This is a genomic window from Streptomyces sp. F001 (assembly GCF_004187715.1).
Taxonomy (GTDB): Bacteria; Actinomycetota; Actinomycetes; order Streptomycetales; family Streptomycetaceae; genus Streptomyces; species Streptomyces flavusporus.
The window spans coordinates 120,580-146,536 of the sequence record NZ_QZWF01000004.1 but is presented as its reverse complement, the minus strand read 5'-3'; the positions used below and the strand labels follow the sequence as shown (position 1 = coordinate 146,536).

At 71.2% G+C, this 25,957-nt stretch carries 20 protein-coding genes and 7 pseudogenes; 19 read left to right on the top strand and 8 right to left on the bottom strand.

Annotation, left to right across the window (positions count from 1 at the left end; all coding sequences use genetic code 11):
* Window positions 1–9 precede the first annotated feature (9 nt).
* Window positions 10–1,172, bottom strand: a pseudogene (locus tag StrepF001_RS17770) (hypothetical protein).
* Between the two features lie 130 nt (window positions 1,173–1,302).
* Here StrepF001_RS17770 and StrepF001_RS49545 point away from each other — a divergent pair.
* The 5 genes and pseudogenes from StrepF001_RS49545 to StrepF001_RS17745 all read left to right on the top strand — a co-directional run bounded on the left by StrepF001_RS49545 (window position 1,303) and on the right by StrepF001_RS17745 (window position 6,274).
* Window positions 1,303–2,716, top strand: a pseudogene (locus tag StrepF001_RS49545) (NAD(P)H-hydrate epimerase).
* 244 nt (window positions 2,717–2,960) lie between these two features.
* Window positions 2,961–4,129, top strand: a pseudogene (gene alr, locus StrepF001_RS17760) (alanine racemase).
* Window positions 4,130–4,221: 92 nt separating this feature from the next.
* Window positions 4,222–5,466, top strand: a complete 1,245-nt coding sequence (locus StrepF001_RS17755; RefSeq protein ID WP_129799247.1) for an alpha/beta hydrolase — start codon at window positions 4,222–4,224, stop codon at window positions 5,464–5,466.
* Window positions 5,438–5,944, top strand: a complete 507-nt coding sequence (gene tsaE, locus StrepF001_RS17750; protein ID WP_129799246.1) for a tRNA (adenosine(37)-N6)-threonylcarbamoyltransferase complex ATPase subunit type 1 TsaE — start codon at window positions 5,438–5,440, stop codon at window positions 5,942–5,944. The genes StrepF001_RS17755 and tsaE overlap by 29 nt, the downstream gene beginning before the upstream one ends.
* 147 nt (window positions 5,945–6,091) lie before the next feature.
* Window positions 6,092–6,274 (top strand): hypothetical protein, encoded by a 183-nt coding sequence (locus StrepF001_RS17745; protein WP_129799245.1) that lies wholly within the window; start codon window positions 6,092–6,094, stop codon window positions 6,272–6,274.
* A 2-nt stretch (window positions 6,275–6,276) separates the two neighbouring features.
* Here the strand turns inward: StrepF001_RS17745 and StrepF001_RS17740 are convergent, their stop codons facing one another.
* The gene (locus tag StrepF001_RS17740) at window positions 6,277–6,822 is read right to left on the bottom strand and encodes a hypothetical protein (protein ID WP_129799244.1); all 546 of its coding nucleotides are present in this window, start codon (window positions 6,820–6,822) and stop codon (window positions 6,277–6,279) included.
* 98 nt (window positions 6,823–6,920) lie between these two features.
* Here StrepF001_RS17740 and tsaB point away from each other — a divergent pair, with 98 nt between their 5' ends.
* The 4 genes and pseudogenes from tsaB (at window position 6,921) to StrepF001_RS17725 (ending at window position 9,498) form a co-directional block, all read left to right on the top strand.
* Complete coding sequence (gene tsaB / locus StrepF001_RS17735; protein WP_129799243.1) at window positions 6,921–7,574, top strand: tRNA (adenosine(37)-N6)-threonylcarbamoyltransferase complex dimerization subunit type 1 TsaB; 654 nt, start codon at window positions 6,921–6,923, stop codon at window positions 7,572–7,574.
* 38 nt (window positions 7,575–7,612) lie between these two features.
* A pseudogene (gene rimI, locus StrepF001_RS47995) lies at window positions 7,613–8,026 on the top strand (ribosomal protein S18-alanine N-acetyltransferase); the annotation flags it as partial.
* 132 nt (window positions 8,027–8,158) lie between these two features.
* On the top strand, window positions 8,159–9,244 hold the full coding sequence (tsaD, locus tag StrepF001_RS47990) for a tRNA (adenosine(37)-N6)-threonylcarbamoyltransferase complex transferase subunit TsaD (protein WP_240797587.1): 1,086 nt from the start codon (window positions 8,159–8,161) through the stop codon (window positions 9,242–9,244).
* Window positions 9,241–9,498 carry a hypothetical protein gene (locus StrepF001_RS17725; protein ID WP_129799241.1) on the top strand — a complete coding sequence of 86 codons (258 nt, stop codon included), beginning with the start codon at window positions 9,241–9,243 and terminating at the stop codon, window positions 9,496–9,498. The genes tsaD and StrepF001_RS17725 overlap by 4 nt, the downstream gene beginning before the upstream one ends.
* Before the next feature lie 15 nt (window positions 9,499–9,513).
* Here the strand turns inward: StrepF001_RS17725 and StrepF001_RS17720 are convergent.
* A pseudogene (locus tag StrepF001_RS17720) lies at window positions 9,514–10,424 on the bottom strand (glycoside hydrolase family 3 C-terminal domain-containing protein); the annotation flags it as partial.
* A 183-nt stretch (window positions 10,425–10,607) separates the two neighbouring features.
* Here StrepF001_RS17720 and StrepF001_RS17715 point away from each other — a divergent pair.
* The 3 genes and pseudogenes from StrepF001_RS17715 (at window position 10,608) to StrepF001_RS17705 (ending at window position 14,244) form a co-directional block, all read left to right on the top strand.
* Window positions 10,608–11,657: a LacI family DNA-binding transcriptional regulator gene (locus tag StrepF001_RS17715; RefSeq protein ID WP_129799240.1), complete on the top strand. Its 1,050-nt coding sequence runs from the start codon at window positions 10,608–10,610 to the stop codon at window positions 11,655–11,657.
* Window positions 11,658–11,769: 112 nt separating this feature from the next.
* Window positions 11,770–13,115: pseudogene (locus tag StrepF001_RS17710) on the top strand (endo-1,4-beta-xylanase).
* Between the two features lie 85 nt (window positions 13,116–13,200).
* Entirely contained in the window at window positions 13,201–14,244 is a 1,044-nt protein-coding gene (locus StrepF001_RS17705; RefSeq protein ID WP_129799239.1) for an LCP family protein, read from the top strand.
* A 17-nt stretch (window positions 14,245–14,261) separates the two neighbouring features.
* Here StrepF001_RS17705 and StrepF001_RS17700 read toward each other — a convergent pair whose 3' ends face one another.
* The gene (locus StrepF001_RS17700) at window positions 14,262–15,482 is read right to left on the bottom strand and encodes a class I SAM-dependent methyltransferase (protein ID WP_129799238.1); all 1,221 of its coding nucleotides are present in this window, start codon (window positions 15,480–15,482) and stop codon (window positions 14,262–14,264) included.
* A 90-nt stretch (window positions 15,483–15,572) separates the two neighbouring features.
* Here StrepF001_RS17700 and StrepF001_RS17695 point away from each other — a divergent pair, with 90 nt between their 5' ends.
* The 4 genes and pseudogenes from StrepF001_RS17695 to groL all read left to right on the top strand — a co-directional run bounded on the left by StrepF001_RS17695 (window position 15,573) and on the right by groL (window position 19,786).
* On the top strand, window positions 15,573–16,502 hold the full coding sequence (locus StrepF001_RS17695) for a polysaccharide deacetylase family protein (protein WP_129799237.1): 930 nt from the start codon (window positions 15,573–15,575) through the stop codon (window positions 16,500–16,502).
* An 83-nt stretch (window positions 16,503–16,585) separates the two neighbouring features.
* Window positions 16,586–17,407 (top strand): annotated as a pseudogene (locus tag StrepF001_RS17690) (polysaccharide deacetylase family protein).
* Window positions 17,408–17,738: 331 nt separating this feature from the next.
* The gene (groES, locus tag StrepF001_RS17685) at window positions 17,739–18,047 is read left to right on the top strand and encodes a co-chaperone GroES (RefSeq protein ID WP_055493212.1); all 309 of its coding nucleotides are present in this window, start codon (window positions 17,739–17,741) and stop codon (window positions 18,045–18,047) included.
* 110 nt (window positions 18,048–18,157) lie between these two features.
* Entirely contained in the window at window positions 18,158–19,786 is a 1,629-nt protein-coding gene (gene groL / locus StrepF001_RS17680) for a chaperonin GroEL (RefSeq protein WP_129799236.1), read from the top strand.
* Window positions 19,787–20,122: 336 nt separating this feature from the next.
* Here the strand turns inward: groL and StrepF001_RS17675 are convergent, their stop codons facing one another.
* The 3 genes from StrepF001_RS17675 to StrepF001_RS17665 all read right to left on the bottom strand — a co-directional run bounded on the left by StrepF001_RS17675 (window position 20,123) and on the right by StrepF001_RS17665 (window position 22,454).
* On the bottom strand, window positions 20,123–20,830 hold the full coding sequence (locus StrepF001_RS17675; protein ID WP_129799235.1) for an ester cyclase: 708 nt from the start codon (window positions 20,828–20,830) through the stop codon (window positions 20,123–20,125).
* A gap of 83 nt (window positions 20,831–20,913) precedes the next feature.
* Window positions 20,914–21,687, bottom strand: a complete 774-nt coding sequence (locus tag StrepF001_RS17670) for an SDR family oxidoreductase (protein WP_129799234.1) — start codon at window positions 21,685–21,687, stop codon at window positions 20,914–20,916.
* A 98-nt stretch (window positions 21,688–21,785) separates the two neighbouring features.
* A complete protein-coding gene (locus StrepF001_RS17665; RefSeq protein ID WP_129799233.1) occupies window positions 21,786–22,454 on the bottom strand; it encodes an MOSC domain-containing protein in 669 nt (222 codons plus the stop codon).
* A gap of 80 nt (window positions 22,455–22,534) precedes the next feature.
* On the opposite strand from StrepF001_RS17665, the gene StrepF001_RS17660 reads away from it, so the two are divergent.
* Window positions 22,535–23,431, top strand: a complete 897-nt coding sequence (locus tag StrepF001_RS17660; RefSeq protein WP_129799232.1) for a LysR family transcriptional regulator — start codon at window positions 22,535–22,537, stop codon at window positions 23,429–23,431.
* Window positions 23,432–23,514: 83 nt separating this feature from the next.
* Here StrepF001_RS17660 and StrepF001_RS17655 read toward each other — a convergent pair whose 3' ends face one another.
* Entirely contained in the window at window positions 23,515–23,844 is a 330-nt protein-coding gene (locus StrepF001_RS17655; RefSeq protein WP_129799231.1) for a WhiB family transcriptional regulator, read from the bottom strand.
* 380 nt (window positions 23,845–24,224) lie between these two features.
* Here StrepF001_RS17655 and StrepF001_RS17650 point away from each other — a divergent pair, with 380 nt between their 5' ends.
* Window positions 24,225–24,836, top strand: a complete 612-nt coding sequence (locus tag StrepF001_RS17650; protein ID WP_003948568.1) for a response regulator transcription factor — start codon at window positions 24,225–24,227, stop codon at window positions 24,834–24,836.
* A gap of 510 nt (window positions 24,837–25,346) precedes the next feature.
* The gene (locus StrepF001_RS17645) at window positions 25,347–25,934 is read left to right on the top strand and encodes a sigma-70 family RNA polymerase sigma factor (protein ID WP_129799230.1); all 588 of its coding nucleotides are present in this window, start codon (window positions 25,347–25,349) and stop codon (window positions 25,932–25,934) included.
* Window positions 25,935–25,957: the final 23 nt, after the last annotated feature.

The window sequence follows — 25,957 nt, the reverse complement described above, 5'->3', positions numbered from 1 at the left end:
GGGCGTCCGTCAGCAGATCGACTGGGTGCTGTTCACCAGCGTGTTATTGCGGAACGTGGTGTTCGTTCCGCAGGGGCTTTCGCGGCTCGCGGAGTTGGTCACCGTCAGGTTCTGGATGGTGATGTCGGAGTTGTTCGGGAACTCCGTGCGGGCCGCGAGGCGGATCTCGCCGCCGCCCGTGACCGTGCCGCTCTGAGCGGCGATGTTCACGTTGTAGCAGTTCTCGATCAGGATCGAGTTGTTGCCGGTGTTGGAGATGTTCACCCGGTCGATGACCGCTCCGCCGCTCTCCGAGACGCAGAAGACGCCGCGTCCGCCGCCTCGGGCGATCACTTCGCCCACGCGGATGTTGGTGGGATAGCCGCTGCCCACCCGGCCGTTGCGGTTGGCCATGCGGAATGCGGCGTACCCCGTGCCGGTGCCCGCGCCGTCCGCGTCGACCTTGGTCACCGTGGCGTTGATCGTCTGGTTCAGCAACAGTCCCGATTCGCCCACGTTGCGGGCGGTGACCGTGCCGATGGTGATGCCGTCCACGCCGTACGTCTCGACCGCGTGGCTGCTCGCGCCGGAGACGTAGACGTTGTCGATGCGGACATTGCGGGTCCACTGGCTGGTGTCGCCTCGGTTGTCGATGCGGATGCCGAGGCCGGCCGACAGGCGCATGTCGATCTGACCGAGGATCACGTTCTGGACGTTGCGCAGGAAGACGCCGTACAGCGGGCTGCCGGTGACGTTGAGGTGCTGGACCTCCACGTCCCGGGTGCCGCGGGAGTAGACCGGCGCCTGGTCGCCGGAGCCCGTGCCGGTGACGTTGATCGTGCCGCAGACGTCGAGGACGGTGTAGCTGGGGAGGGAGATGCGGGATCCGGCGGACATCGAGCCTGAGCCGCGTACGACCACGCGCTCCTTGGAAGTGCGACCCGCGGTCAGGCTGCCCACGGCCGCCTGGACCGCTGCCCGCATGTCGGTGCCCGTGTGGACAACGCTGCCGCCGCGCCGGGCGGTCCAGGTGCTGCCGCTCTGCACGGCCTCCGCCTGGTACGAGCCCTCGCCGCAGGCGGCGGCTGCCCGGGAGGGAGCGGCGGTGGCCGGGCGGGGGCGGTGAGCGTGCCTGCGGTGGTGAGGAGGGCGACCGCGCCGGTGGCGGCGAGAAGTGCGGCTCTGCGTCCCATGGGGGTTGGGTCCTCTCGTCGAACCGTTCGATTGAATCGATTCATCCTGTGGGGCCGGTGAGTTTGGCAACGCGGTGGCCAAGCGTCAACGGGTGCGACGAGGTTGGTGATGTGGGGGAGACTCGGGCGTATGCGGACTGCGTACAGCGTGGAGACGGTCAGGGCGGCTGAACGGGACTTGATGGCGCGGCTTCCGGAGGGGGCGTTGATGCAGCGGGCGGCCGCCGGGCTCGCCGCTGCCTGCGCGGACCTGCTGGGGCGCGTGTACGGCAGCCGGGTCGTGCTGCTGGTCGGCAGTGGGGACAACGGGGGTGACGCGCTGTATGCCGGGGCGCGGCTGGCCCGGCGTGGTGCGGGGGTGACGGCCGTGCTGCTGTCGCCCGAGCGGGCCCATGCGGGTGGGCTCGGGGCGTTGCAGCGGGCGGGGGTGTCGTCGCGGGGGTCGGTGGCGCCGAGGAGTTGATCGGGCGGGCCGACCTCGTCGTGGACGGGATCGTCGGGATCGGGGCAAGGGCGGGCTGCGGGCGGAGGCGGTGCCGCTGGCGGAGGCGGCGGCGCGGGGCGGGCCCCCGTGGTTGCCGTGGACCTGCCGAGCGGGTCGATGTCGACACCGGGAGGTACGGGGGGCGGCCGTACGGGCCGATCTCACGGTGACGTTCGGGACGCACAAGCCGGGGCTGCTGGTGGATCCGGCGCGGGAGTACGCCGGGTCGGTGCGGCTCGTCGACATCGGGCTGGAGCTTCCTGCCGAGGCCGAGTTGGAGGCGTTGCAGCACGCGGATGTGGCGGCGTTGCTGCCGACGCCGCGGGCGGAGAGCGACAAGTACAGGCGGGGCGTTGTGGGGATCGCCGCCGGATCGGCGCGGTATCCGGGCGCCGCGGTGCTCGCCGTCGCCGGGGCCCTGCGGGGTGGGCGGGCCGTGCGGTATGTGGGGCCGGCCGGGGATGCGGTGATCGCGCGGTTCCCGGAGACGCTCGTGTCCGCTCAGGGGCCTGGCGGGCGGGGCGGTGCAGGCGTGGGTCGTCGGGCCGGGGGCCGGGGACGACGCGGGGACGGTGGCGGAGGTGCTGGCGGCCGATGTGCCGGTGCTGGTGGATGCGGACGGGCTGCGGCTGGCCGACGCCGGGGCGGTACGGGGGCGTGGTGCGCCGACTTTGATGACTCCGCATGCCGGGGAGGCGGCGGCGTTGCTGGGGTTGCGCGGGAGGAGGTCGAGGGGCTCGGCTTGCGCGGTGCGGGAGTTGGGGGGCGGTACGGGGCGACCGTGCTGTTGAAGGGGTCGACGACGTTGGTTGCCGGGGTGGGGGTGGGCCCGTACGGGTGAATCCGACGGGGACGCCGTGGCTCGCTACGGCGGGGAGCGGGGATGTGCTGTCCGGGCTTGCCGGGTCGCTGTTGGCGGCGGGGCTTTCTGCGGTGGATGCGGGGAGTGTGGCGGCGTATCTGCATGGGCTGGCCGGACGGTATGCGGCGGATGGGGCGCGGTGGGGGCGCATGATGTGGCGGGGGCGATTGGGGGGCTTGGCGGGATGTGTGTGGGTGAGTGGGGGCGGCTGGCGGTGGGTGGGGTGCGTCACCCGGCGACTGAGTGGGTGACCGCCGGGACAGTGGGCGGCGGGTGGGTGCGCAACCCGGCGCTTGCGGGGTGCTCCCCAGAGGGGGACCCCAGCGCCCACCCGTGCCGCCCCAGCGGCACGATTGCCCGCAGCTGCGTGCGGCGCGACTGCCCGCAGCTGCGCTAGCACGGTGTCGAAGGGATGTCCGACCGCTCTGAGACACTAAGCGCGATGAGTACGACTGCACACCTGCCCAGCGCCCCGTTGCGTGCCCGGGCCGAGATCGATCTGGGGGCCCTTCGGGCCAATGTGCGTACCCTGCGTGCGCAGGCGCCCGGTGCGGCTCTGATGGCCGTGGTGAAGTCCGAGGCGTATGGCCACGGGGCGCTGCAGTGCGCCCGCGCGGCGGTGGACGCGGGGGCGACCTGGCTGGGTACGGCCACGCCCGAGGAGGCGCTGGCGCTGCGCGCGGCGGACGGGCTGCCGGCGGACGTCAGGATCATGTGCTGGCTGTGGACGCCCGGCGGGCCCTGGCGGGAGGCGATCGAGGCCGGTCTCGACGTCTCCGTCAGCGGGATGTGGGCCCTGCGGGAGGTCACCGAGGCGGCGCGCGGGGCCGGCCGGCCGGCGCGGGTGCAGCTCAAGGCCGACACCGGGCTCGGGCGGGGCGGCTGTCAGCCGGGCGAGGACTGGGCCGAGCTCGTCGGGCAGGCGGTCAGGGCGGAGGCCGAGGGGCTCGTCCGGGTCACCGGCCTGTGGTCGCACTTCGCCTGCGCCGACGAGCCCGGGCATCCGTCCATCGCCCTCCAGCTCGGTCGGTTCCGGGAGATGGTGGCGTACGCCGAGAGGGCGGGCCTGCGGCCCGAGGTGCGGCACATCGCGAACTCGCCGGCCACGCTCACGCTTCCCGAGGCCCACTTCGACCTCGTACGGACCGGGATCGCGTTGTACGGCATCTCGCCCAGCCCCGAGATCGGCACCCCGGCCGACTTCGGGCTGCGCCCCGTGATGACGCTGTCGGCCTCGCTGGCGCTGGTCAAGCAAGTGCCCGGGGGACACGGGGTCAGCTACGGGCATCGGTACACCACCCCGGGAGACACTCTCGGCCTGTCCGTCGGTAGGGTACGGCATCGGGCAACGCCTCGGGGACCGGGCCGGTGCTGATCGGCGGCAAGTGGCGGACCGTCGCGGGGCGGATCGCGATGGACCAGTTCGTCGTCGACCTGGGGGGCGATGTGCCCGGGCCGGGGGCGGAAGCCGTACTGTTCGGGCCCGGCGACCGCGGGGAGCCCATCGCCGAGGACTGGGCGCAGGCCGCGGGGACCATCGCGTACGAAATCGTCACGCGCATCGGAACACGTGTTCCCCGCGTCTATGTGAACGGGGAGCAGGACGGGTAACCCGCCCAGAGGTCCCGCAGCAGTACATCGGCATCGTGTGTGACCGGCACCGGAACCACCCGACCCACCAGCCCGGCGAAGAGGAGCGGTACGTGAGCGAGAGCAGTGCGGAGGGCGTAGCGAGCGCCGCCGCGGCGGCCGTCGCCTCCGCAACGGGGGCGGCCGGCAACTGGCGCAAGGTCACCGGCATAGCGGGCGCCGCCATAGGAGTCATCGCCGCGGGCGCGGCGGCCGGCGTCGCGATAGAACGGATGACCGTCGGCCGCGGCATGCGGAAGAAGGCGCGGCTCGCCCTCGACTCGGCGGGGCCGTACGGCGCCCTGCGCGGCACGCCCGGCCGGGCCTACGCCGAGGACGGCACCGAGCTGTACTACGAGGTCGACGAGGTCGAGGCCGAGGCGGGAGTGGCGCCGCGCCGCCGTCGTCTCTTCGGCCGCAAGGCGCCCGCGCCCGTCACCGTCGTCTTCAGCCACGGCTACTGCCTCAGCCAGGACTCCTGGCACTTCCAGCGGGCCGCGCTCCGCGGTGTCGTACGGACCGTCCACTGGGACCAGCGCAGCCACGGCCGGTCGGGTCGGGGGGCGGGGCAGGTGCAGGACGGCGTGCCGGTCAGCATCGACCAGCTCGGCAGCGACCTGAAGGCCGTCCTCGACGCGGCCGTGCCCGAGGGGCCGATCGTGCTGGTCGGGCACTCCATGGGCGGGATGACGGTGATGGCCCTGGCCGACCGGTTTCCGGAGCTGATCCGTGAGCGGGTCGTCGCCGTGGCGCTCGTCGGTACGTCGTCGGGGCGGCTCGGCGAGGTCAACTTCGGGCTGCCCGTCGCGGGCGTCAACGCGGTGCGGCGGGTGCTCCCCGGGGTGCTGAGGGCGCTCGGGCAGCAGGCCGAGCTGGTGGAGAAGGGGCGGCGGGCCACCGCCGATCTGTTCGCCGGGATCATCAAGCGCTACTCCTTCGCCTCCCGGGACGTCGACCCGGCGGTCGCCCGGTTCGCGGAGCGGATGATCGAGGGCACGCCGATCGACGTGGTCGCCGAGTTCTACCCGGCGTTCACCGACCACGACAAGACGGAGGCGCTCGTCCTCTTCCAGGACCTGCCGGTGCTCGTCCTGGCCGGGGTCAAGGACCTCGTCACGCCGAGCGAGCACAGCGAGGCCATAGCCGATCTGCTGCCGGAGGCCGAGCTGGTGCTCGTGCCGGACGCCGGGCACCTGGTGATGCTGGAGCACCCGGAAGTGGTCACCGACCGGCTCGCCGACCTGCTCACCCGCGCGGGTGCCGTTCCCGCAGGGGCTACCGTGGGTGGCTATGGAAGCACCACCGCACAACCCGGCTGAGACCGAGCTGATCGTCCACTCGCCCGAGCAGATGCGCGAGCTCGGCCGCCGCCTGGCCAAGCTGCTGCGCGCCGGCGACCTGGTGCTGCTCAGCGGTGAGCTCGGCGCGGGCAAGACGACGCTGACCCGCGGACTCGGCGAGGGCCTCGGGGTGCGCGGCGCGGTCACCTCGCCGACGTTCGTGATCGCCCGGGTGCACCCCTCCCTGGGAGACGGGCCTCCGCTGGTCCACGTCGACGCGTACCGGCTGGGCGGCGGTCTGGACGAGATGGAGGATCTCGACCTCGATGTCTCGTTGCCCGAGTCGGTGATCATCGTGGAGTGGGGCGAGGGCAAGGTCGAGGAACTGACCGACGACCGACTGCATGTCGTGATCCACCGGGCCGTCGGGGACACGACGGACGAGGTGCGGCATGTGACGCTCACCGGGATCGGGGAGCGCTGGGCTGCGGTGGACCTGAGTGTGCTCTCGGCCTGAGAGGCCGGGTGGCCTGGGAACTTCATGAACGTTCCGACAATGCGTCGGCAAGATGTTGCGTCCGGCCGCTCCGGCGTGGTCACATGGTATCCAGTCCGTAGTTAGGTCTACCTAACTACGTCCGCCCCCGGGCCTCAGGAGGCGTCCATGTCGGCTACGGAACGAGACGAGACGGTGCCGCGCGTGGTGGCCGGGGTGTCGATGCGCGACCTGCTGGCGTCCTGTGCCGCCGCGCACGCGATCTCGACGCCGCCGCGCGACCCCGACCCGAGGGTGCCGCAGGTACCGCACGTACGTCAGGCCTCCGAGGGCCACCGCGAGGCGGCGTAGCTCTATCGGATGACGACGACCTTCTGGCCGATCGTCGCGAACTTCCACATTTCGTTGCCGTCCGCGCGGGACTGGCGGATGCCGCCGGTCCGCGCCTTCGGGTCGGGCGGTGGGGTCAGGCCGTTCTTCGCCGCGCTGAAACCGATGGGCACGTGGTCCACGCTGGTGAAGCGGACGACGTGCTCGACGGGGATGCCGTCGGATCCGGTGACCGCGCCCGAGCGGGACGTGACGTAGTAGGTGTCCGGGGCGGGGTCGACGGTGCTCGGGGTGACCCGGAAGGTGCGCACGACCCTGTTGTCCGGGCCGACCAGCCACACCCGGTCGTCGTCCAGCGAGTACACGACCCGTTCGCCGGTGCCGGAGTTGCCGGGCAGGGCGGTGGGGTTGTTCCTGTCCCGGGGGGCCTTCGATGCAGCCGCCGATCTGTCGCCCGCCGCGCTCAGCTCCGCCGGGATGTTCGCCGACGCCTGATAGCCGAGATACCCGACCGTCACGAGGGCCACCGCCGTGAGACCGGTGACGAGTCCGGCGCTGGTGCTGGACACGGACGTCCACCTCCGGGTCGTTTTGTCCACATCTGTGGTGACGCTAGCAGCAGTGGAGACGTGGGCCGGGGTGCCCCGAGGAGCCGTAGGCTGTTTGCGTGCTCTTGCTCGCTCTTGATACCGCAACTCCCGCCGTCACCGTCGCGCTGCACGACGGTACGGACGTCATCGCCTCGTCGAGCCAGGTGGACGCCCGCCGGCACGGTGAGCTGCTGTTGCCGGCCGTCCACCGTGTGCTCGGCGAGGCGGGGCTCACGCTGGACGCCGTCACGCGGATCGTCGTGGGGATCGGCCCGGGCCCGTACACCGGGCTGCGCGTCGGCCTGATGACCGCCGACACCTTCGGGCTCGCGCTCGGCGTGCCGGTGCACGGCGTGTGCACGCTGGACGGCCTCGCCTACGCCGCCGACATGGAGGGCCCCTTCGTCGTGGCGACCGACGCCCGGCGCAAGGAGGTCTACTGGGCGCGGTACGCCGACTCCCGCACCCGCGTCACGGACCCGGCCGTCGCCCGCCCCGCCGACATCGCCGCGCAGGTCGAGGGGGTGCCCGCGGTCGGTGCGGGCGCGCTGCTGTACCCGGACACCTTCCCGGTCGTGCACGAGCCCGAGCACGTGTCCGCGGCCGCCCTCGCCCGGCTGGCCGCCGAGAGACTCGGCAAGGGTGAGGAACTCCCCGTGCCCCGCCCGCTGTATCTGCGTCGGCCCGACGCCCAGGTGCCCAAGAACTACAAGGTGGTCACCCCGAAGTGACCGCGCCCGTGACGCCCGTGACGCCGGTGCTGCGTGAGATGCGCTGGTGGGACATCGATCCCGTGCTGGAGCTGGAGCGGGACCTGTTCCCCGAGGACGCCTGGTCGCGGGGCATGTTCTGGTCCGAGCTCGCTCATGCGCGCGGCCCCGGGGCGACCCGGCGGTACGTGGTGGCGGAGGACGAGGCCGGCCGGATCGTCGGGTACGCGGGCCTCGCCTCCGCCGGTGATATCGGGGACGTCCAGACGATCGCCGTCGCCCGTGACCACTGGGGCACCGGACTCGGCGGGCGGCTGCTGACCGAGCTGCTGCAGGCCGCGACCGCCTTCGAGTGCACCGAGGTGATGCTCGAGTGCCGGGTGGACAACGTCCGCGCCCAGAAGCTGTACGAGCGCTTCGGCTTCGAGCCCATCGGCTTCCGGCGTGGCTACTACCAGCCGGGGAATGTGGACGCCGTGGTGATGCGTCTGTCGACCGCGTCCGACAGCGGCTCCGCCGCGGGCGTGCCCTCTGGCCCCGCTGCCCCCGCTGCCCCCTCTGCCCCGCTGCCCCCTCTGCACCCTCTGAACAAGGAACCGAGATCCATGACTGACGAACCCCTGGTCCTGGGGATCGAGACCTCCTGCGACGAGACCGGCGTCGGCATCGTCCGCGGCACCACCCTGCTCGCGGACGCCGTCGCCTCCAGCGTCGACGAGCACGCCCGCTTCGGCGGGGTCGTGCCGGAGGTCGCGTCCCGCGCGCACCTGGAGGCGATGGTGCCGACCATCGACCGGGCGCTGAAGGAGGCAGGGGTCAGCGCGAAGGACCTCGACGGCATTGCGGTGACCGCAGGTCCGGGGCTCGCGGGCGCGCTGCTCGTCGGGGTCTCGGCGGCGAAGGCGTACGCCTACGCGCTGGGCAAGCCGCTGTACGGCGTCAACCACCTCGCCTCCCACATCTGCGTCGACCAGCTGGAGCACGGGGCGCTGCCGGAGCCGACGATGGCGCTGCTGGTGTCCGGCGGGCATTCGTCGCTGCTTCTCTCCTCCGACATCACCTCCGACGTCCGCCCGATGGGCGCGACCATCGACGACGCGGCCGGCGAGGCCTTCGACAAGATCGCCCGGGTGCTGAACCTCGGCTTCCCGGGCGGCCCGGTCATCGACCGGTACGCGAAGGAGGGCGACCCGGACGCCATCGTGTTCCCGCGCGGTCTGACCGGCCCGCGCGATCCGGTGTACGACTTCTCCTTCTCCGGACTGAAGACGGCCGTGGCCCGCTGGATCGAGGCCAGACGGGCGGCGGGGGAGGAGGTGCCGGTGCGGGACGTGGCGGCGTCCTTCCAGGAGGCGGTCGTGGACGTGCTGACCCGCAAGGCTGTACGGGCCTGCAAGGACGAGGGCGTCGACCACCTGATGATCGGCGGCGGTGTGGCCGCCAACTCCCGGCTGCGGGCGCTGGCCCAGGAGCGGTGCGAGGCGGCCGGGATCCGGCTGCGGGTGCCCCGGCCGAAGCTGTGCACGGACAACGGCGCGATGGTCGCGGCGCTGGGCGCGGAGATGGTGGCACGCAACCGGCCGGCGTCGAGCTGGGACCTGTCGGCGGACTCGTCGCTGCCGGTGACGGACCCGCATGTGCCCGGGCACGATCACGTGCACGAGGTCAGCAAGGAGAACCTGTACTCGTGACGGTGGCGTTGATGTGGGAGGCGCGGGCGGTTCCCGGGCGCGGGGCGGACCTGCTGGCCTGGGCCGCCGCACAGCAGCTCCCCGAGCAGCCGCTGCGCCGCGAGACCTTCCGCGCCCCGCAGGACCGCGTCCTCGTCATCACCTGGTGGGACGCGCCCTATGATGCCGACCTCCCCGAACTGCCGGAGCCGGACGGGGAGTTGGTCACTCGGGCGGTGCATCGATGGCGGTTCGAGTCGGTGCGGGCGGACTGACCGGCGTGCAGGAGGTCACCCCACGCCGGACACCTCCGTCTCGCAGCGCAGTCGGCGATCCGGGCCCAGCACCCTCACCGGTCCCGTGAGAGTCAGCTGTGCCGTGTGCCGTACGTCCGCGCTGGATGCCGCCAACCGCAGTTCCAGCGCGCCCGGTTCGACCACCCTTTGGCCGGTCCGGTCGGTGAAGGCCGAGAGATCCGCGTGGAAGCGGAAGGTCACGCGAGCCGCGTCCCCCGGCTCCAGCTCCACCCGGCGGTAGCCGATCAGACGGACGTCCGGGCGGGTCACGGAGGCCACCGGGTCGTGCAGGTAGAGCTGGACCACCTCCGCGTCCGCGCGGTCGCCCGTGTTGCGGACGACGACCGGGATGTCGTACGAGCCGTCCGTGCCGATGGTGGGATGCGTGCCCTCGACCGGCTCCCAGGCGAACGTCGTGTACGAGCGGCCGTGTCCGAAGGCGTACAGCGGGGTCGGGTCCAGGTTGCTGACCTCGCCCGCCAGGCCCAGCGGCGGCTGGAGGTACGTCCACGGCTGCCCGCCGGGCAGGTCCGGGACGCTCACCGGGAGCCGGCCGGACGGGTTGACGCGGCCCGACAGGACTCCCGCCACCGCCGGGCCGCCCTCCTCGCCGGGGAAGAACGCCTCTGGACAGACGCGGCCAGCCGACCGTGCCAGCGACCCAGGGCGTACGGCCGGCCGGTGAGCAGGACCAGCACCACCGGGACGCCGGTCGCCACCAGCGCGTCCAGCAGATCGCCCTGGACACCGGGCAGACCGAGGTCGGCGGCGTCACAGCCCTCGCCGGAGGTGCCGCGGCCGAACAGGCCCGCCCGGTCGCCCAGGACCGCCACGCACACATCCGCCTCCGCCGCCCGTGCCACCGCCTCCTCGAAGCCGGAGGTGTCGGGGCCAGCGACCCCGCAGCAGGGTGGCGTCGGCGCCGAACACCCAGCGCCTGCTGAACGTTCGCCCGCCGTTGGACGACATGGTGGACCCCATGACAGCACGCACTTCTCGAATGTTTTGTGCATCTTCTCGAATGTTCCGGGAACTTATGGCGGTGCAGGGGGCCCGTCAAGAGGTCGCGCAGAGATACGATCGCCGCCATGACTCCCCCGGAACGTGCAGAAACCCAGACGACAGGACGGTCCGCACAGACCGCGACGCTCGCCGAGATCGCCCGCGAGGCCGGCGTCTCCGCTCCGACTGTTTCGAAGGTCCTCAACGGCCGGGCCGACGTGGCCCCGGGCACCCGCAACCGCGTCGAGGAACTGCTGCGCACCCACGGCTACCGGCGGCGCCGGGCCGAGTCGTCCCGCTCGCCCCTGCTCGACCTGGTCTTCCACGAGCTGGAGAGTGCCTGGGCGCTGGAGGTCATCCGGGGCGTGGAGAACGTGGCCAGCAACGCGGGGCTGAGCGTCGTGCTCTCCGAGAGCGCGGGCCGGCTCACCCCGGGGCGGACCTGGGCCGACCAGGTCGCCGCCCGCCGTCCGCACGGCGTGATCCTCGTGCTCTCCGAGCTCGACGAGGCCCAGCGTGCACTGCTGACCAGCAGGTCCATCCCGTTCGTGGTGATGGACCCGGCGGGCGATCCGGGCGCCGACGTGCCGTCGATCGGCGCCACCAACTGGCAGGGCGGACTGGCCGCCACCCGCCATCTGGTCGAGCTGGGGCACCGCAGGATCGGCGCGATCAGCGGGCCGTCGCGGATGCTGTGCAGCCGGGCCCGGGTGGACGGTTACCGGGCGGCGCTGGAGACGGCGGGGCTGCCGGTGGATCACTCGCTCGTCGCGGCCGGCGACTTCCACCACGAGTCCGGCTACCGGCTGGGTCTGGAGCTGCTGCGCCGCCCGGACCGGCCGACCGCGGTCTTCGCCGGGAACGACCTCCAGGCGCTCGGGCTGTACGAGGCGGTGCGCGAGCTGGGGCTGCGTGTGCCGGAGGACCTGAGCGTGGTCGGGTTCGACGATCTGCCGGTGGCGCGCTGGGTGGGGCCGCCGCTGACGACCGTACGGCAGCCGCTGACGGAGATGGCCGAGGCGGCGGCCCGGCTGGTGCTGGAGCTGGGGCGCGGGGAGGGGGCTCAGGCCGCCACCCGGGTGGAGCTGGCGACCAGCCTGGTGGTGCGCAGCAGTACGGCGCCGCCGGCCTCGTGACGGGACGGGCGGGAGTGGCCGGAAGCTGACGTATTGACGCATGGGACGACTGCCTCAACACTCCTCCGAAGCCAATCGGATGCACCACCGAAACTTTCGGATGCACCCGCACATGAGATCTCTGAGATCAGGCCGGTCCCTGGCGTCGCTGCTCACCGGCCTCGCCGCGCTCGGCGCCTTAACTGTCGCCGCCCCCTCGGCGCACGCCGCCGCCCCGCTGCGCGACCTCGCCGACGCCAAAGGCAAGATCATCGGCACCGCGGTCACCGGCTCCAAGCTCACCGGCACCTACGGCGACCTCGCGGGCCGCGAGTTCAACTCGCTCACCCCGGCAACGCCATGAAGTGGGAGTCGGCCGAGCCGAGCCGCGGCACCTACAACTGGGCCGAGGCCGACCGGATCGTGGACTTCGCCGAGGCGCACGACCAGCGGGTGCGCGGCCACACCCTCGTCTGGCACAGCCAGAACCCCGGCTGGCTGACGAACGGCTCCTGGACGCCGGCGCAGCTCAGCACCATCCTCCAGGACCACATCATCACCGAGGTCACCCGCTACAAGGGCCGCCTCGCCGCCTGGGACGTGGTCAACGAGCCGTTCAACGAGGACGGCACCTACCGGCGGACCCTCTGGTACGACAACCTCGGCCAGGACTACATCGCCCAGGCCCTGACCTGGGCGAAGGCCGCCGACCCGGCCGCCGAGCTGTACATCAACGACTACAACGTCGAGGGCGTGAACGCGAAGAGCACCGCCCTGTACAACCTGGTCAAGTCGCTGAAGGAGCGCGGCGTCCCGATCGACGGGGTGGGCCTGCAGGCCCACCTGATCCTGGGGCAGGTGCCCTCGACGATGCAGCAGAACATCCAGCGCTCCGCCGACCTCGGGGTCGACGTCGCCATCACCGAGCTGGACATCCGGATGCAACTGCCGGCCACGGAGGCGAAGCCGGCCCAGCAGGCCGCCGACTACCGGGCGGTCATGAACGCGTGTCTGGCGGTGTCCCGCTGCACCGGTGTCACCGTCTGGGGCTTCACCGACTCCGACTCCTGGATCCCGGACGTCTTCGAGGGCTACGGGGCGGCGACCCCGTACGACGAGAACTCCGCGCCGAAACCGGCGTACCACGCGATCACCGAGTCCCTGGGCGGGAGCGGCACGCCCACCGGCGGGTGCACAGCGACGTACGGCATCGCCGGTCAGTGGAGCACCGGCTTCACCGGGCAGGTCAGGATCGCCTGCTCGGGCGCGTCGCTGTCGTCCTGGAAGGTGAACTGGACGTACGGCGCGGGCCAGCGCATCACCCAGGCCTGGAACGCGACCTGCACACAGTCGGGCGCGGCGGTCAGCTGTTCCAACGCCTCCTACAACAGGGCGGTGCCGGACGGAGGATCGGTGACGCTCGGGTTCAACGGGACGTGGAACGGGAGCAACACGGTGCCCGTGGTGACCCTGGGCTGAGAACCCGCAGCGGAATATGAGATTTTCGGAAGAAAACACGGTCTGACGCCCCTGCTCGCAATAATTCGGACTTACGTTCCTCCCTGTGACGGGACTTGACGAGAGCGGGGACGACGGCAGAAGAGCGGGCCGGCGGTCGGGTGGGTGGAAGGCCGCCGGCTTCGCACTGGCGGGCGTCCTGCTGCTGGGCGCCGCCGCGGGGGGCTGGGTCTACTGGCACCTGAACGGCAACATCGAGAGCGTCGACATCAACAGCGCGCTCGGCGACGACCGTCCGCCGAAGCCGACGCCCTCCGTGTCCCCGTCTGCCTCGCTGCCGCCCGGCGAGGCCCTCAACATCCTCGTGCTGGGCTCCGACTCGCGCAGCGGCGCCGAGAACCAGGCGCTCGGCGGCGGCGACAGCTCCGGCGGCGCCCGGTCCGACACGGCGATGGTCGTGCACCTGGACGCCGGACGCACCGATGCCACGGTGGTCAGCATTCCGCGCGACACCCTGATCACCCGGCCGTCCTGTCCGCTGGCGTCCGGCGGAGAGACGGCCGAGGCGTACAACGCGATGTTCAACAGCGCGTACTCGGTGGGCGGTCCGGTGTGTGCGGTGAAGACCGTCGAGTCCATGACGAACGTCCGCATGGACCACTACATCGAGATCGACTTCTCCGGCTTCGCGAAGCTGGTGGACGCGCTCGGCGGGGTCACCGTCACCACGGACCAGGACATCGACGACGAGGACAGCCACCTGACCCTGCCGGCCGGCACCCACCACCTGGACGGCGAACAGGCCCTCGGTCTGGCCCGCACCCGGCACGGCATCGGCGACGGCAGCGACCTGGGCCGCATCGGCCTCCAGCAACAGCTCGTGAAGGCGCTGCTGGAGCAGATCGCATCGACGAGTCTGCTCTCCGACCCGACCCGGCTCTACGAGGTCGCGGACGCCGTCACCGGCAGCCTCACCACCGACACCGGCCTCGACTCCCTCGGCGAACTGGTGAGCCTCGGCCAGAGCCTGCAGGGCCTGTCCGCCGACGGGGTCGAGACGGTGACCATGCCGGTCGTCCCGGCCGCGGACCGCAACCGGGTGGTGGCTCAGGAGCCGGAGGCGGGGGAGCTGTGGGAGTCGTTGCGGTAGGAGCGCGTGGGGCTCACTCACCCCAACGGGTGGCCCACCAGCATCGCCGGATGACCCGCGACCCGGGTCAGGAAGACGGTGGCCGCGTTGGGGCCGTGGGGCTTGACCTTCTTGCGCAGTTCTTCCGGCGCGACGGCTGAGCCCCGCTTCTTGACGGTGAGGATCCCGACCTCCCGCTCCCGTAGCAGCGCCTTCAACTTCTTGATGCTGAAAGGGAGTTGGTCGGTGATCTCGTAGGCGGAGGCGTACGGCGTGGTACGTGCCTCGTCGGCCGTGACGTACGCGATGGTCTCGTCGACCAGCCCGCCGCCCAGCTCGTCGGCCACCTCGGCGACCAGATGGGCGCGGATGACGGCGCCGTCGGGCTCGTAGAGAAAGCGCCCGACCGGCCGCACGGGGGGATTCGGCAGCCCGCGGGAGCGCAGTGTGCGCGGCCCCGGCAGCAGGGTGGCCCGCACCAGGCCGGGCTCGGTGCCGAACCACAGCACCGCCTCCTTCACGTCCCCGCCGTCCGAGATCCACTCGGCCTCGGCCGTGTCGGGCACGGCCTCGTGCGGAATGCCCGGCGCGACCTTCAGCGCGGCGTGCGGGGCCCGGGCGGCCGCCTGTACGGCCCACGACAGCGGCGGCGAGTACGCCTCCGGGTCGAAGATCCGCCCGCCCGTCGCCCGGCCACCACCCCTCATCGACGCGCTTCGCGCGGCCCCTCCTGATCGTCCTCCCCGCCGAGCCGGGTCCACGAAGACCGCGTCGTACGCCGAGACGTCCACCTCCGTGACATCCGCCTCGCGCACCTCGATCAGCCCGTCGAGCCCCAGCGCCTCGGCGTTCGCCCGCGCCACCGCCGCCGTCAGCGGATCCCGGTCCACGGCGAGGACCCGGATTCCGGCCCGGGCGAGCGCGACCGCGTCGCCGCCGATCCCGCAGCACAGGTCGGCCACGGAGGTCACGCCCAGCTCCTGGAACCTCCGCGCGCGGTACGCCGCCACGCTCGCCCGCGTCGACTGCTCCACCCCGTCCGGTGTGAAGAACATCCGCTCCGCGTCCCCGGCCCCGAACTTCGCCACCGCCCGCTGCCGCAGCAGCGCCTGGCCGAGGGCTGCCGACACCAACTCGGCCGGGTGCTCGCGACGCAGCCGGGTCGCGACGGCGAGTTCCTGGGCGGGGTCCGTGCCGCGCACCTCGTCGAGGAGGGCCCGGCCTTCGGGAGTGAGCAGGGGAGCGAGGAGGTCGTTCACCGGGCCATTGTCGGCCAGTCGGTGGATGGTGCGCCTCCGGCGGCGGTGTCGGCCGGGGTTCGCGAGCCGGTCCTGCGAGGATCCGCAAGCATGCGAGTAGTACTACAAAATGACAAAAACCGGTCGCGTTGGCGTCCGGGGGCCAGGGCCTCGGTCGCCGCACTGGCCCTCGCCGCCATCGCCTCCGGCTGCGTGCAGGGCGGCTCGGAGGTACCGCCCGCTCCCGGCCAGCCACCGCCGCTCAAGGCGCCCCCGGCCCGCGCCCTGGACGGCTACGCCGCCAAACTCCGCGCCGAGCACGCCGCCCGCGCCGCCGCCGCGAAGCGCTGGGGTCTGAAGGAGATCCCCCTCAAGCCGCCGCTGCCCCCCGCGAAGAAGCCGAGGATCACGACGCGCGAGGGCTTCGAGGTCGACGGCCACCTCGAGGACGACCTCCCACCGGTCTTCACCACCATCCCCACCCAGCACAGGATCGTCTTCCTCACCATCGACGACGGTGCGGAGAAGGACCCGGCGTTCCTGCGGATGATGAACGACCTCGATGTCCCGTACACGGCCTTCCTCAGCGACTACCTGATCAGCGAGGACTACGCCTACTTCAAGCGGATGCAGGACAACGGTGTGGCCCTGCACAACCACACCCTGAACCACCCGTACCTGCCCGGCCTCTCCTACGACGACCAGAAGCGCGAGATCTGCGGCATGCAGGACGTCATCGAGAAGCACTACGGCAAACGCCCGCTCCTCTTCCGCCCGCCCTTCGGCAACTACAACAAGGACACCCTGCACGCCGCCAAGGCCTGCGGCATCAAGTACGCCCCCCTCTGGAACGAGGAGGTGTTCGTCGACCGCTGGGACTACCGCGAATGGGACCAGGACCTGCACCCCGGCGACATCGTCCTCAGCCACTTCCGCGGCCGGGACGACTGGGAGGGCACGATGCCCGACATGATCCGCCGGTTCCTCGACAAGGTCACGGCCCAGGGGTACGCGGTGGCCCGGCTGGAGGACTACCTGTGACCAGGGCCTGTCCGGCGGCTGGGGAGTCGGCGACCGACGACAACGCCGGTGGGGGAGGGCGTGCCGGACCCCGCGTCTGCGGCATGATCCGCCGGACAGGCCCTGGGCGCAGACGGCTGGCCGGCCCCGCACTGCTGCTGATCCTGCTGACCGGCTGTGCCCTGACCGTCACCCCCGTTGAGCGCTCCGCCAAGGGGCCGTCGGACTGGGCGGGAGCCCCCGGTTCCCCCTCGGAAAACCCCACCCCACGTCCGCTGGGGCCTGACCACCCCCGCCCCGGCCCCGCAACCGTCCCTGTCTCTCCCCTCCCGACGCCCGGGCAGCCTCCCACCCGTCGTCGACCGCGTCCGGACCCGCGACAAGGTCGTCTTCCTGACCTACGACGACGGCGCCGAGAAGGACCCGCGGTTCGTCGACATGGTCCGCGAACTGCGCCTGCCGGTCAGCATGTTCCTCACGGACAGCGTCGTCGGACCGGGCTACGGCCACTTCGCCCGCCTGCGCTCGGTCGGCGCGAGCGTCCAGAACCACACCCTCGACCACGCCGCCCTGCGCGGACTGCCGTACGCCGGTCAACGCGCCGAGATCTGCGGCCAGCAGAACAAACTCCGATCCCGCTTCGGGATCCGCCCCCGCCTCTTCCGCCCGCCCTACGGCACGTACGACACGACCACCCTGCGCGCCGCCGCCGACTGCGGCATCGCCGCCGTGGTCCTCTGGCGCGCCACCATGAACGCCGACACCGCGCGTACACCGCCGGAGCCCCCCGCCTCCACCCCGGCGACATCATCTCCGTCCCCGCAACAGAAACCCCCACCCCGACCCTGCGGTCCCGCACGACCCGCCTGCTGCGCCTGATCCAGCAGGCGGGCCTGACGGTGGGACGGCTGGAGGATTACCTGTAGCTCTTGTGGCGCAGGCCGGCATCCATCAGCCCGTCCGGCGTTTGAGGACGAGGCCGTTCAGGCCGAAAGGGGGTCTGGGGCGCAGCCCCCAGGTCACTCCGGCGCAGGGCACCGGACAACCGTCGGCCACAGAAACCCCGCGCCGCGCCGCGCGGCAATTGGCACTCCGCTTGACCGAGTGCTAACCCCGGTCATAGTCTCGGCTCTGGCACTCGACACAGGAGAGTGCCAACAAAGCGACGGGCAGGTCCGGCACCCGCGACGACGGATCGACCTGGTCGCCACCTCAGACAGTTAACCCCGTGAGATCTCCGAAGGGGGAGGTCGGATCGTGACGACCGCCAGCTCCAAGGTTGCCATCAAGCCGCTCGAGGACCGCATCGTGGTCCAGCCGCTGGACGCCGAGCAGACCACGGCCTCTGGCCTGGTCATTCCGGACACAGCCAAGGAGAAGCCCCAGGAGGGCGTCGTCCTGGCCGTGGGCCCGGGCCGCTTCGAGAACGGCGAGCGCCTTCCGCTCGACGTCAAGACCGGCGACATCGTGCTGTACAGCAAGTACGGCGGCACCGAGGTGAAGTACAACGGCGAGGAGTACCTCGTCCTCTCGGCTCGCGACGTGCTCGCGATCATCGAGAAGTAAGACCACCTCAAGTTTTTGAGCTGCGCCCCTGGCCCCGCGACCACTGAGAAGCCGGGCGCCCGGGGCGCAGTGTCATTTCATCCAAGATTTCCGAGAGGGCTCACGCTGTCATGGCGAAGATCCTGAAGTTCGACGAGGACGCCCGTCGCGCCCTCGAGCGCGGCGTCAACAAGCTCGCCGACACGGTCAAGGTGACGATCGGCCCCAAGGGCCGCAACGTCGTCATCGACAAGAAGTTCGGCGCCCCCACCATCACCAACGACGGTGTCACCATCGCCCGTGAGGTCGAGGTCGAGGACCCGTACGAGAACCTCGGCGCCCAGCTGGTGAAGGAGGTGGCGACCAAGACCAACGACATCGCTGGTGACGGTACGACCACCGCCACCGTGCTGGCCCAGGCGCTGGTCCGCGAGGGCCTGAAGAACGTCGCCGCCGGTGCCTCCCCGGCCGCCCTGAAGAAGGGCATCGACGCCGCCGTCGCCACCGTCTCCGAGGACCTGCTGGGCTCCGCCCGGCCGATCGACGAGAAGTCCGACATCGCCGCCGTCGCCGCGCTGTCCGCCCAGGACCAGCAGGTCGGCGAGCTGATCGCCGAGGCGATGGACAAGGTCGGCAAGGACGGTGTCATCACCGTCGAGGAGTCCAACACCTTCGGTCTGGAGCTGGACTTCACCGAGGGCATGGCCTTCGACAAGGGCTACCTGTCGCCGTACTTCGTGACGGACCAGGAGCGCATGGAGGCCGTCCTCGACGAGCCGTACATCCTCATCCACCAGGGCAAGATCTCCGCGATCGCGGACCTCCTGCCGCTGCTGGAGAAGATCATCCAGACCAACTCCTCCAAGCCGCTGCTGATCATCGCCGAGGACGTGGAGGGCGAGGCCCTGTCCACCCTCGTCGTCAACAAGATCCGCGGCACCTTCAACGCCACCGCCGTCAAGGCCCCCGGCTTCGGCGACCGCCGCAAGGCGATGCTGCAGGACATGGCGGTCCTCACCGGCGCCACGGTCATCTCCGAGGAGGTCGGCCTCAAGCTCGACCAGGTCGGCGTCGACGTCCTCGGCACCGCCCGCCGTGTCACCGTCACCAAGGACGACACCACGATCGTCGACGGTGCCGGCAACAAGGCGGACGTCGAGGGCCGCATCGCCCAGATCAAGGCCGAGATCGAGGCCACGGACTCCGACTGGGACCGCGAGAAGCTCCAGGAGCGCCTCGCCAAGCTGGCCGGCGGCGTGTGCGTGATCAAGGTCGGCGCCGCCACCGAGGTGGAGCTGAAGGAGAAGAAGCACCGTCTGGAGGACGCCATCTCCGCGACCCGCGCCGCGGTCGAGGAGGGCATCGTCTCCGGTGGTGGCTCCGCGCTCGTCCACGCCGTGAAGGTGCTGGAGGACAACCTCGGCAAGGAGGGCGACGAGGCCACCGGTGTCGCCGTCGTCCGCAAGGCCGCCGTCGAGCCGCTGCGCTGGATCGCCGAGAACGCCGGCCTGGAGGGTTACGTCATCACCTCCAAGGTCGCCGAGCTCGAGAAGGGCCAGGGCTTCAACGCCGCCACCGGCGAGTACGGCGACCTGATCAAGGCCGGCGTCATCGACCCGGTCAAGGTCACCCGCTCCGCCCTGGAGAACGCCGCCTCCATCGCCTCCCTGCTGCTGACGACCGAGACCCTGGTCGTCGAGAAGAAGGAAGAGGAGCCGGAGGCCGCTGCCGCGGGCCACGGTCACGGCCACGCGCACTGACGTCGGCCGCCACCCGGCGACAAGGGCCCGGCGTCCCCTCGGTGAGGGGGCGCCGGGCCCTGCGCGTTGCCGTGCCGCCCAGGGTCTGTCCGGCGGATCATGTGGAGACGCGGGGCTTGGCACGCCCTCCCCCACTCTCGGCTTCGCTCGAGCGGGCGGTGCCCCCACCGGCGTTGTCGTCGGTTGCCGACTCCCTCACTCTCGGCTTCGCCCGAGCGGGGGGACCTTTATTGCGTCGACGCCCTCCTCCGCCTTGCAGCCGGACGCACCAAGCCCCGCTCACCTGCGCTGACGAGGTGCCGCGGCTTTCCTGCGACCCGATCCGCCGGACAGGCCCTACCGCTCCAACTCCTCGAACGCGCCCAGCTGCGTCATCAGCCCCATCCGGTCGTACTCCCACCAGCCCTCGGCGAGCTTTCCGTCCCCGCCGCACCGGAAGATGGTCGTCCCCGTCATGGAGACCTGCTTCCCCGTGGCCGGGATCCCCAGGAAGTCGCCCTTGTGGGTGCCCTTCCAGAACCACCGCGCGCACACCCGGTCGCCCTGCGCGATGAGATCCTCGATGCTGAACTCGAAGTCGAAGGCCGCCCGCCACTCGTCCAACTCGCGCCGGACGTGGTCCATCCCGAGGACGTCCTGCTCATCCGCGGGATTGTGCTCGTGATAGTGCTCCGCCATCACGGCGTTCAGCGGCGGCAGCTCACCCTTCGTGGCGATCACCTCGAAGAACCGCCGCACGGTCGCCGCGTACAACTGCTCGTCGCGCACCACGTCCAGATCGGTGAACGTCGGCATCTCGTCGCACAGGGCGACCATCTCCCGGAAGATCCGATCGGTCTCCGGCAGAGTGGAATTCCGCATAGCCTCCTCGTACGACGGGAATTCCACGATCTCGATGACATGCGACGCGTCGGACCGGTCCTTCCCGATCACACTGTGCGTCGCCGTCCGCTTCCCCTTGGTCTGCTCGACCCAGGTGTCCATCAGCCGGTTCATCTCGTCGAACCGACTGGTCTTGCAGTCGATGACCTGCACGAATGTCATGGAGCCACCTCCCGGCCCCCCTGGTCCGGTTGAACAGCTCCATTGTCCTACGGACTCCCCCCACGGAGTCCTGTCACGGACCGCTACTGCGGCCCGTACTTCCGCCCCGTCCGGGAACTGATCCCTCCGAGCAGCCCCCGAGGCGCCACCTTCACCAACCCCATCAGCGCCTTGTACCGCGGATCCGGAATCGACACCGACTTCCCCCGCGCCAGATCCGAAAGCGCCGCCGCCACGAGCTTGTCGGCGTCGAGCCACATCCAGCCCGGGATGTTGTCCGTTCCCATCCCGGCGCGCTCGTGGAACTCCGTCCGCACGAACCCGGGGCACAGTGCCATCAACCGCACTCCGCTGCCCTCCAGATCGCGCGCCACGCCCTGGGTGAACTGCACGACCCACGCCTTCGACGCGCCGTACGTCCCGCGCGGCAGAAACGCCGCGACCGAGGCGATGTTGACGACACCGCCGCGCCCGCGCTCCTGCATCGCCTCCGCCGCCGCCGACGTCAGCCGCAGCACCGCCTCGCAGTGCACCTTGAGCATCTTCAGCTCGTCGGCCATGGAGACGTCGAGGAAGCGGCCCTTGTTGCCGAAGCCGGCGTTGTTGATCAGCAGGTCGACGGGGTTCTTGCGGTCGCCCAGCCGGGCGGTGACCGTCTCGATTCCGTCGTCCGTCGCCAGGTCCGCCGTCAGCACCTCCGCCTCGATGCCGTGCCGGTCGTGCAACTCGGTGGCCTGCTCGCCGAGCCGCTTGGTGTCCCGGGCCACCAGAACCAGGTTGTGTCCGTCAGCCGCCAGCCGCCGCGCGAACGCGGCGCCGATTCCCGCGGTCGATCCCGTAATCAGAGCCGTTGTCATGGACCAAGAGTAGTGACCCGGAGGTGAAGATTCCGTGCGCGGCGGGCGGGTGAGGGCGGCTCGGGGCTCCTGCGGCGAACACCACCTGTGACGAACCGTCAGGAAGTGTGCTGCTCCACGTACTTGCGCGCCGCCGCCAGCGCCTCCGGATGCAGCGCCGTCCCCGCCACGAGCAGCCGGGGCAGCAGCTCCCGCTCGGTGGTGACCGCCCGGAACTGCAGGGCGACCGTCACGTCGTGGTCAGGACGGTGGACAATCTCGACCCGGTCCCCGGCACGGATCTCGCCCGGCTCGATCACCCGCAGGTACGCACCCGACGCCCCCTTCTCCGTGAACCGCTTCACCCACCGCTTCTCGCCCATGTGCCCCTGGAAGGTGAGACAGGGGATCCGCCCGCTGGAGACCTCCAGCACCACCCCGGCACCGATGCGCCAGCGCTCGCCGATCAGCGCGCCGGACACATCGAGGCCCTCAGTGGTGAGGTTCTCGCCGAACGACCCGTTGGCGAGCGGTCGCCCGAGCTCGCGCTCCCAGTCGTCCAGATCCTCGCGCGCCACCGCGTACACGGCCTGGTCGTTGCCCCCGTGGTGCTCTCTCTTGCACACCGCATCCCCGGCCAGCCCGCTCCCGCCGATGCCCTTGGGGCCGGGCGCCGCCACCCGCACCGGCTCCTCCACAGGCTGCTTGTCGATGCCGGTCAGGCCCTCCCGATGGTCCGTGTACGGCACGGCCTTCGGACGGCCCAGGTTGACTGAGAGAAGCTTCATGAGCGCACGGTAGGCGACTCGCCGTCAAAGAGTCGACCCAGTATTCGGCGTCGTGTCAAAGCCTCGCTTATCCTCGAAGGGTGATCGAGGCCCGTCATCTGCGCGTCCTGCGCGCCGTCGCCACCACCGGCTCCTTCTCGGCGGCGGGGCGCGAACTGGGCTGCACCCAGCCCGCCGTCAGTCAGCAGATGAAGGCCCTGGAGGCCTCCATCGGCACGCCGCTACTGGTCCGCAGCGGCCGCGAGATGCGCCTCACCCAGGCCGGCGAGGCGCTCGTACGGCACGCCTCGGGCATCCTCGCCGGGCTCACCGCGGCCGAGGAGGAGGTCGCCGCGATCGCCGGACTGCGCGCCGGGCGGGTCCGGCTCGTCTCCTTCCCCAGCGGCAGCTCCACCCTCGTCCCGAGCGCCCTCGCCGCCCTGCGCGCCGCGCACCCCGGCACCCGGGTCTCCCTGGAGGAGGCCGAGCCGCCGAAGTCCGTCGAACTGCTGCGCGAGGGCGACTGCGACATCGCGCTCGCCTTCCGCTACGAGGGAGCGGCGGGCGCCGAGGAGTGGGACGACCTGGTGGTACGACCGCTGCTGACCGACCGGCTGGTGGGGCTGGTGCCCGAGCGGCACCGGCTCGCGCGCGCGGAGTCCGTCGCCATCGGCGAACTCGCCGAGGAACCGTGGATCGCGGGCTGCCCACGCTGTCGCGGTCAGCTGATCGAGGTGTGCGAGGGGGCGGGCTTCACCCCCCGGATCGACTTCGCCACCGACGACTATCCGGCGGTTGTCGGCCTGGTCGGCGCGGGTCTGGGGGTCGCCGTGCTGCCCCAGCTCGCGATCGAGTCGGTACGGCCGCGGGGGGCGCGTGCGGTGACATTGGAGCCGGCGGTACGGCGGGAGATCGTCGCCCTCACGCTGCCCGACCTGGCTCAGGTGCCGGCGGTGGTGGCAACGCTGGACGAGTTGACGCGCGCGGCGGCGCGCTGAGCCCCCCTGGGCGTGGCGTACGTCGGGTCAAAAGTGTGGGCACGTGGGTGCGGGTCCTCCTGCAGAAACGTTCCTTCAAATGTTCAGTTGCTCGTGGCGGTGCTTCCGTCGGCCGTCGACGCCGACACCAGCCGGTGCCGTGCCCGCCCCATGAGCTCTTCGCGCTCGTCCTCGGTCAATCCGCCCCACACGCCGTACGGCTCGCGTACCGCCAGCGCATGCGCCGCGCACTCCGCGCGGACCGGGCACCTCATGCAGACCTCTTTGGCCGAGTTCTCGCGAGCGCTCCGAGCCGCCCCGCGCTCGCCCTCCGGATGGAAGAAGAGCGAGCTGTCCACCCCGCGACAAGCAGCCAGGAGCTGCCAGTCCCACAGGTCCGCGTTCGGTCCGGGAAGGCGGGAGAAATCTGCCATTGCGTGACCCCTTGTAGCCGTTCTGGGTGGATACAGTGCCCACGACCGTACAACTACGATCTAAGGAGATGAAAATATGACTCATTGCGAATCTAGCCTCAGACACCAACGAATGGGAAGAAATAGGGCTAAATGGGGCATGGTTGTGATGAAACGTTGAGGGTCCACTGCGCGCGCCTGCCGCGTGTCCGCCCCCTCACGTAGAGTGCCGAAGACGGCACACAGCCCCGTAACTCTTTCGAGTGACCGTCGTTGAGAGTGCGGAGGCGGTTGAAAACACAAGCGCTCGGGCAGGCGTCCGAGACGGTCGACCGCACAGGTGACGATTTCGTACCAGCCTGGAGGCTCAAGGTGACGCGCATCAGCTGCGGAGGGCGGCCATGACTTCCGTCCTCGTCTGCGACGACTCCCCGCTTGCCCGAGAGGCGCTCCGCCGCGCGGTCGCGACCGTGCCCGGTGTAGAGCGCGTGACGACGGCGGCCAACGGCGAGGAAGTCCTCCGCCGCTGGGGTGCCGACCGCTCGGACCTCATTCTGATGGATGTACGCATGCCCGGACTGGGCGGCGTCGAGACCGTGCGGCGGCTGCTGTCCGCCGACCCCGGTGCGCGCATCATCATGCTCACCGTCGCCGAGGATCTGGACGGCGTGGCCCTCGCGGTCGCCGCCGGCGCCCGCGGCTACCTGCACAAGGACGCCTCGCGCGCCGAGCTGCGCGCCACCGTCACACAGGCCCTCGCCGACCCCACCTGGCGGCTCGCCCCGCGCAGGCTGCGCTCCGCCGAGATGGGCGCCGCGCCCACGCTCACCGCGCGCGAGATCCAGGTGCTCGAAGGCATGAGCCACGGCCGCTCCAACGCCGAGATCGGCCGCGAGCTGTTCCTCTCCGAGGACACCGTCAAGACCCACGCCCGTCGCCTCTTCAAGAAGCTCGGTGCCTCGGACCGGGCACATGCGGTGGCGCTCGGGTTCCGGTGGGGTCTGGTGCGGTAGCGCTCCGCTGGGTCGGGCGGTTACGGGCTGCGGGTCGTTCTTCGTGAGCTGCGGGTTGTGGGGGTGCGACTCATCTGCGGGCTGCGGGTCGTTGCGGGCTGCGACTCATCTGCGGGCTGCGACTCATCTGCGGGCCGCGGGTCGTCTGCGGGCCGCGGGTCGTCTGCGGGCTGCAGGTCGTCGTTGTGGGCTGCGGGTCTCTGTTGGCTGCGGGGCGTCTGTGGCGGGGCGCACCCATGCGGCGGAGCCGCATTTCGGTACTGCTCGCGCCCCTGACGCCCCCTGGCGGGGCGCGGTGGTGGACGGTCGGATCGGCAGGCTGTTCGGTGGCCGCTGCTCGTTTCGGCGCGGATGCCGCATCCTTGAGGTGTGGAGTTCCTCGGGGACGAGTCGGTCGAGCGGAAGGGGAGGGCGCAGGGGATGAGTTCCAGCGCACCTGCTCATAACGCTTCGGTGCACAACAACGGAGGCAGTGCCGCGGAGTACCCGGCCGCAGGGCACCATGGACCGATGCGTGACGACGAGGCGGCCACTGCCCAAGGGGCGATCGGTGCGCTCGTCCACCGCGCGGTCGACGGGGACGAGCAGGCCACGCACGATCTGCTCGCCCATGTCCACCCACTGGCCCTGCGCTACTGCCGCACCCGGCTGTCCCGCCTCCCGGGTGATGCGCGCCACTTCGTCGAGGATCTGGCCCAGGAGGTCTGTGTGGCCGTCCTCCTCGCCCTGCCGCGCTACCGGGACACCGGGCGCCCCTTCGAGGCCTTCGTCTTCGCCATCGCCGCCCACAAGGTCGCCGACCTGCAGCGGGCCGCGATGCGGCACCCCGGCTCGACGGCGGTCCCGTCCGACGAGATGCCGGAGCGTCCGGACGACTCGCTGGGGCCGGAGGAGCGGGCGCTGCTCAGCAGCGACGCCGCGTGGGCCAAGAAACTGCTGGCCAACCTCCCGGAGAACCAGCGCGAACTGATCCTGCTCCGCATCGCCGTGGGTCTCACGGCGGAGGAGACTGGACAGATGTTGGGAATGTCACCCGGCGCGGTCCGGGTGGCCCAGCACAGGGCGCTGAGCAGGCTGAGGGCCCTGGCCGAGCAGTGAAGCCGGCCACGGATGAACAGGCT

Bases quoted from the DNA above. Each gene is read 5' to 3' on its own strand.
- StrepF001_RS17675 (WP_129799235.1), bottom strand. From the start codon at position 20,830: ATGACATTCGTGCAGGTCATCGACTGCAAGACCAGTCGGTTCGACGAG.
- StrepF001_RS17645 (WP_129799230.1), top strand. From the start codon at position 25,347: ATGCGTGACGACGAGGCGGCCACTGCCCAAGGGGCGATCGGTGCGCTC.
- StrepF001_RS17655 (WP_129799231.1), bottom strand. From the start codon at position 23,844: ATGGCAGATTTCTCCCGCCTTCCCGGACCGAACGCGGACCTGTGGGAC.
- StrepF001_RS17650 (WP_003948568.1), top strand. From the start codon at position 24,225: ATGACTTCCGTCCTCGTCTGCGACGACTCCCCGCTTGCCCGAGAGGCG.
- StrepF001_RS17670 (WP_129799234.1), bottom strand. From the start codon at position 21,687: ATGACAACGGCTCTGATTACGGGATCGACCGCGGGAATCGGCGCCGCG.
- tsaD (WP_240797587.1), top strand. From the start codon at position 8,159: ATGACTGACGAACCCCTGGTCCTGGGGATCGAGACCTCCTGCGACGAG.
- StrepF001_RS17695 (WP_129799237.1), top strand. From the start codon at position 15,573: ATGCGAGTAGTACTACAAAATGACAAAAACCGGTCGCGTTGGCGTCCG.
- StrepF001_RS17665 (WP_129799233.1), bottom strand. From the start codon at position 22,454: ATGAAGCTTCTCTCAGTCAACCTGGGCCGTCCGAAGGCCGTGCCGTAC.
- StrepF001_RS17715 (WP_129799240.1), top strand. From the start codon at position 10,608: ATGACTCCCCCGGAACGTGCAGAAACCCAGACGACAGGACGGTCCGCA.
- StrepF001_RS17745 (WP_129799245.1), top strand. From the start codon at position 6,092: ATGTCGGCTACGGAACGAGACGAGACGGTGCCGCGCGTGGTGGCCGGG.
- groL (WP_129799236.1), top strand. From the start codon at position 18,158: ATGGCGAAGATCCTGAAGTTCGACGAGGACGCCCGTCGCGCCCTCGAG.
- tsaE (WP_129799246.1), top strand. From the start codon at position 5,438: ATGGAAGCACCACCGCACAACCCGGCTGAGACCGAGCTGATCGTCCAC.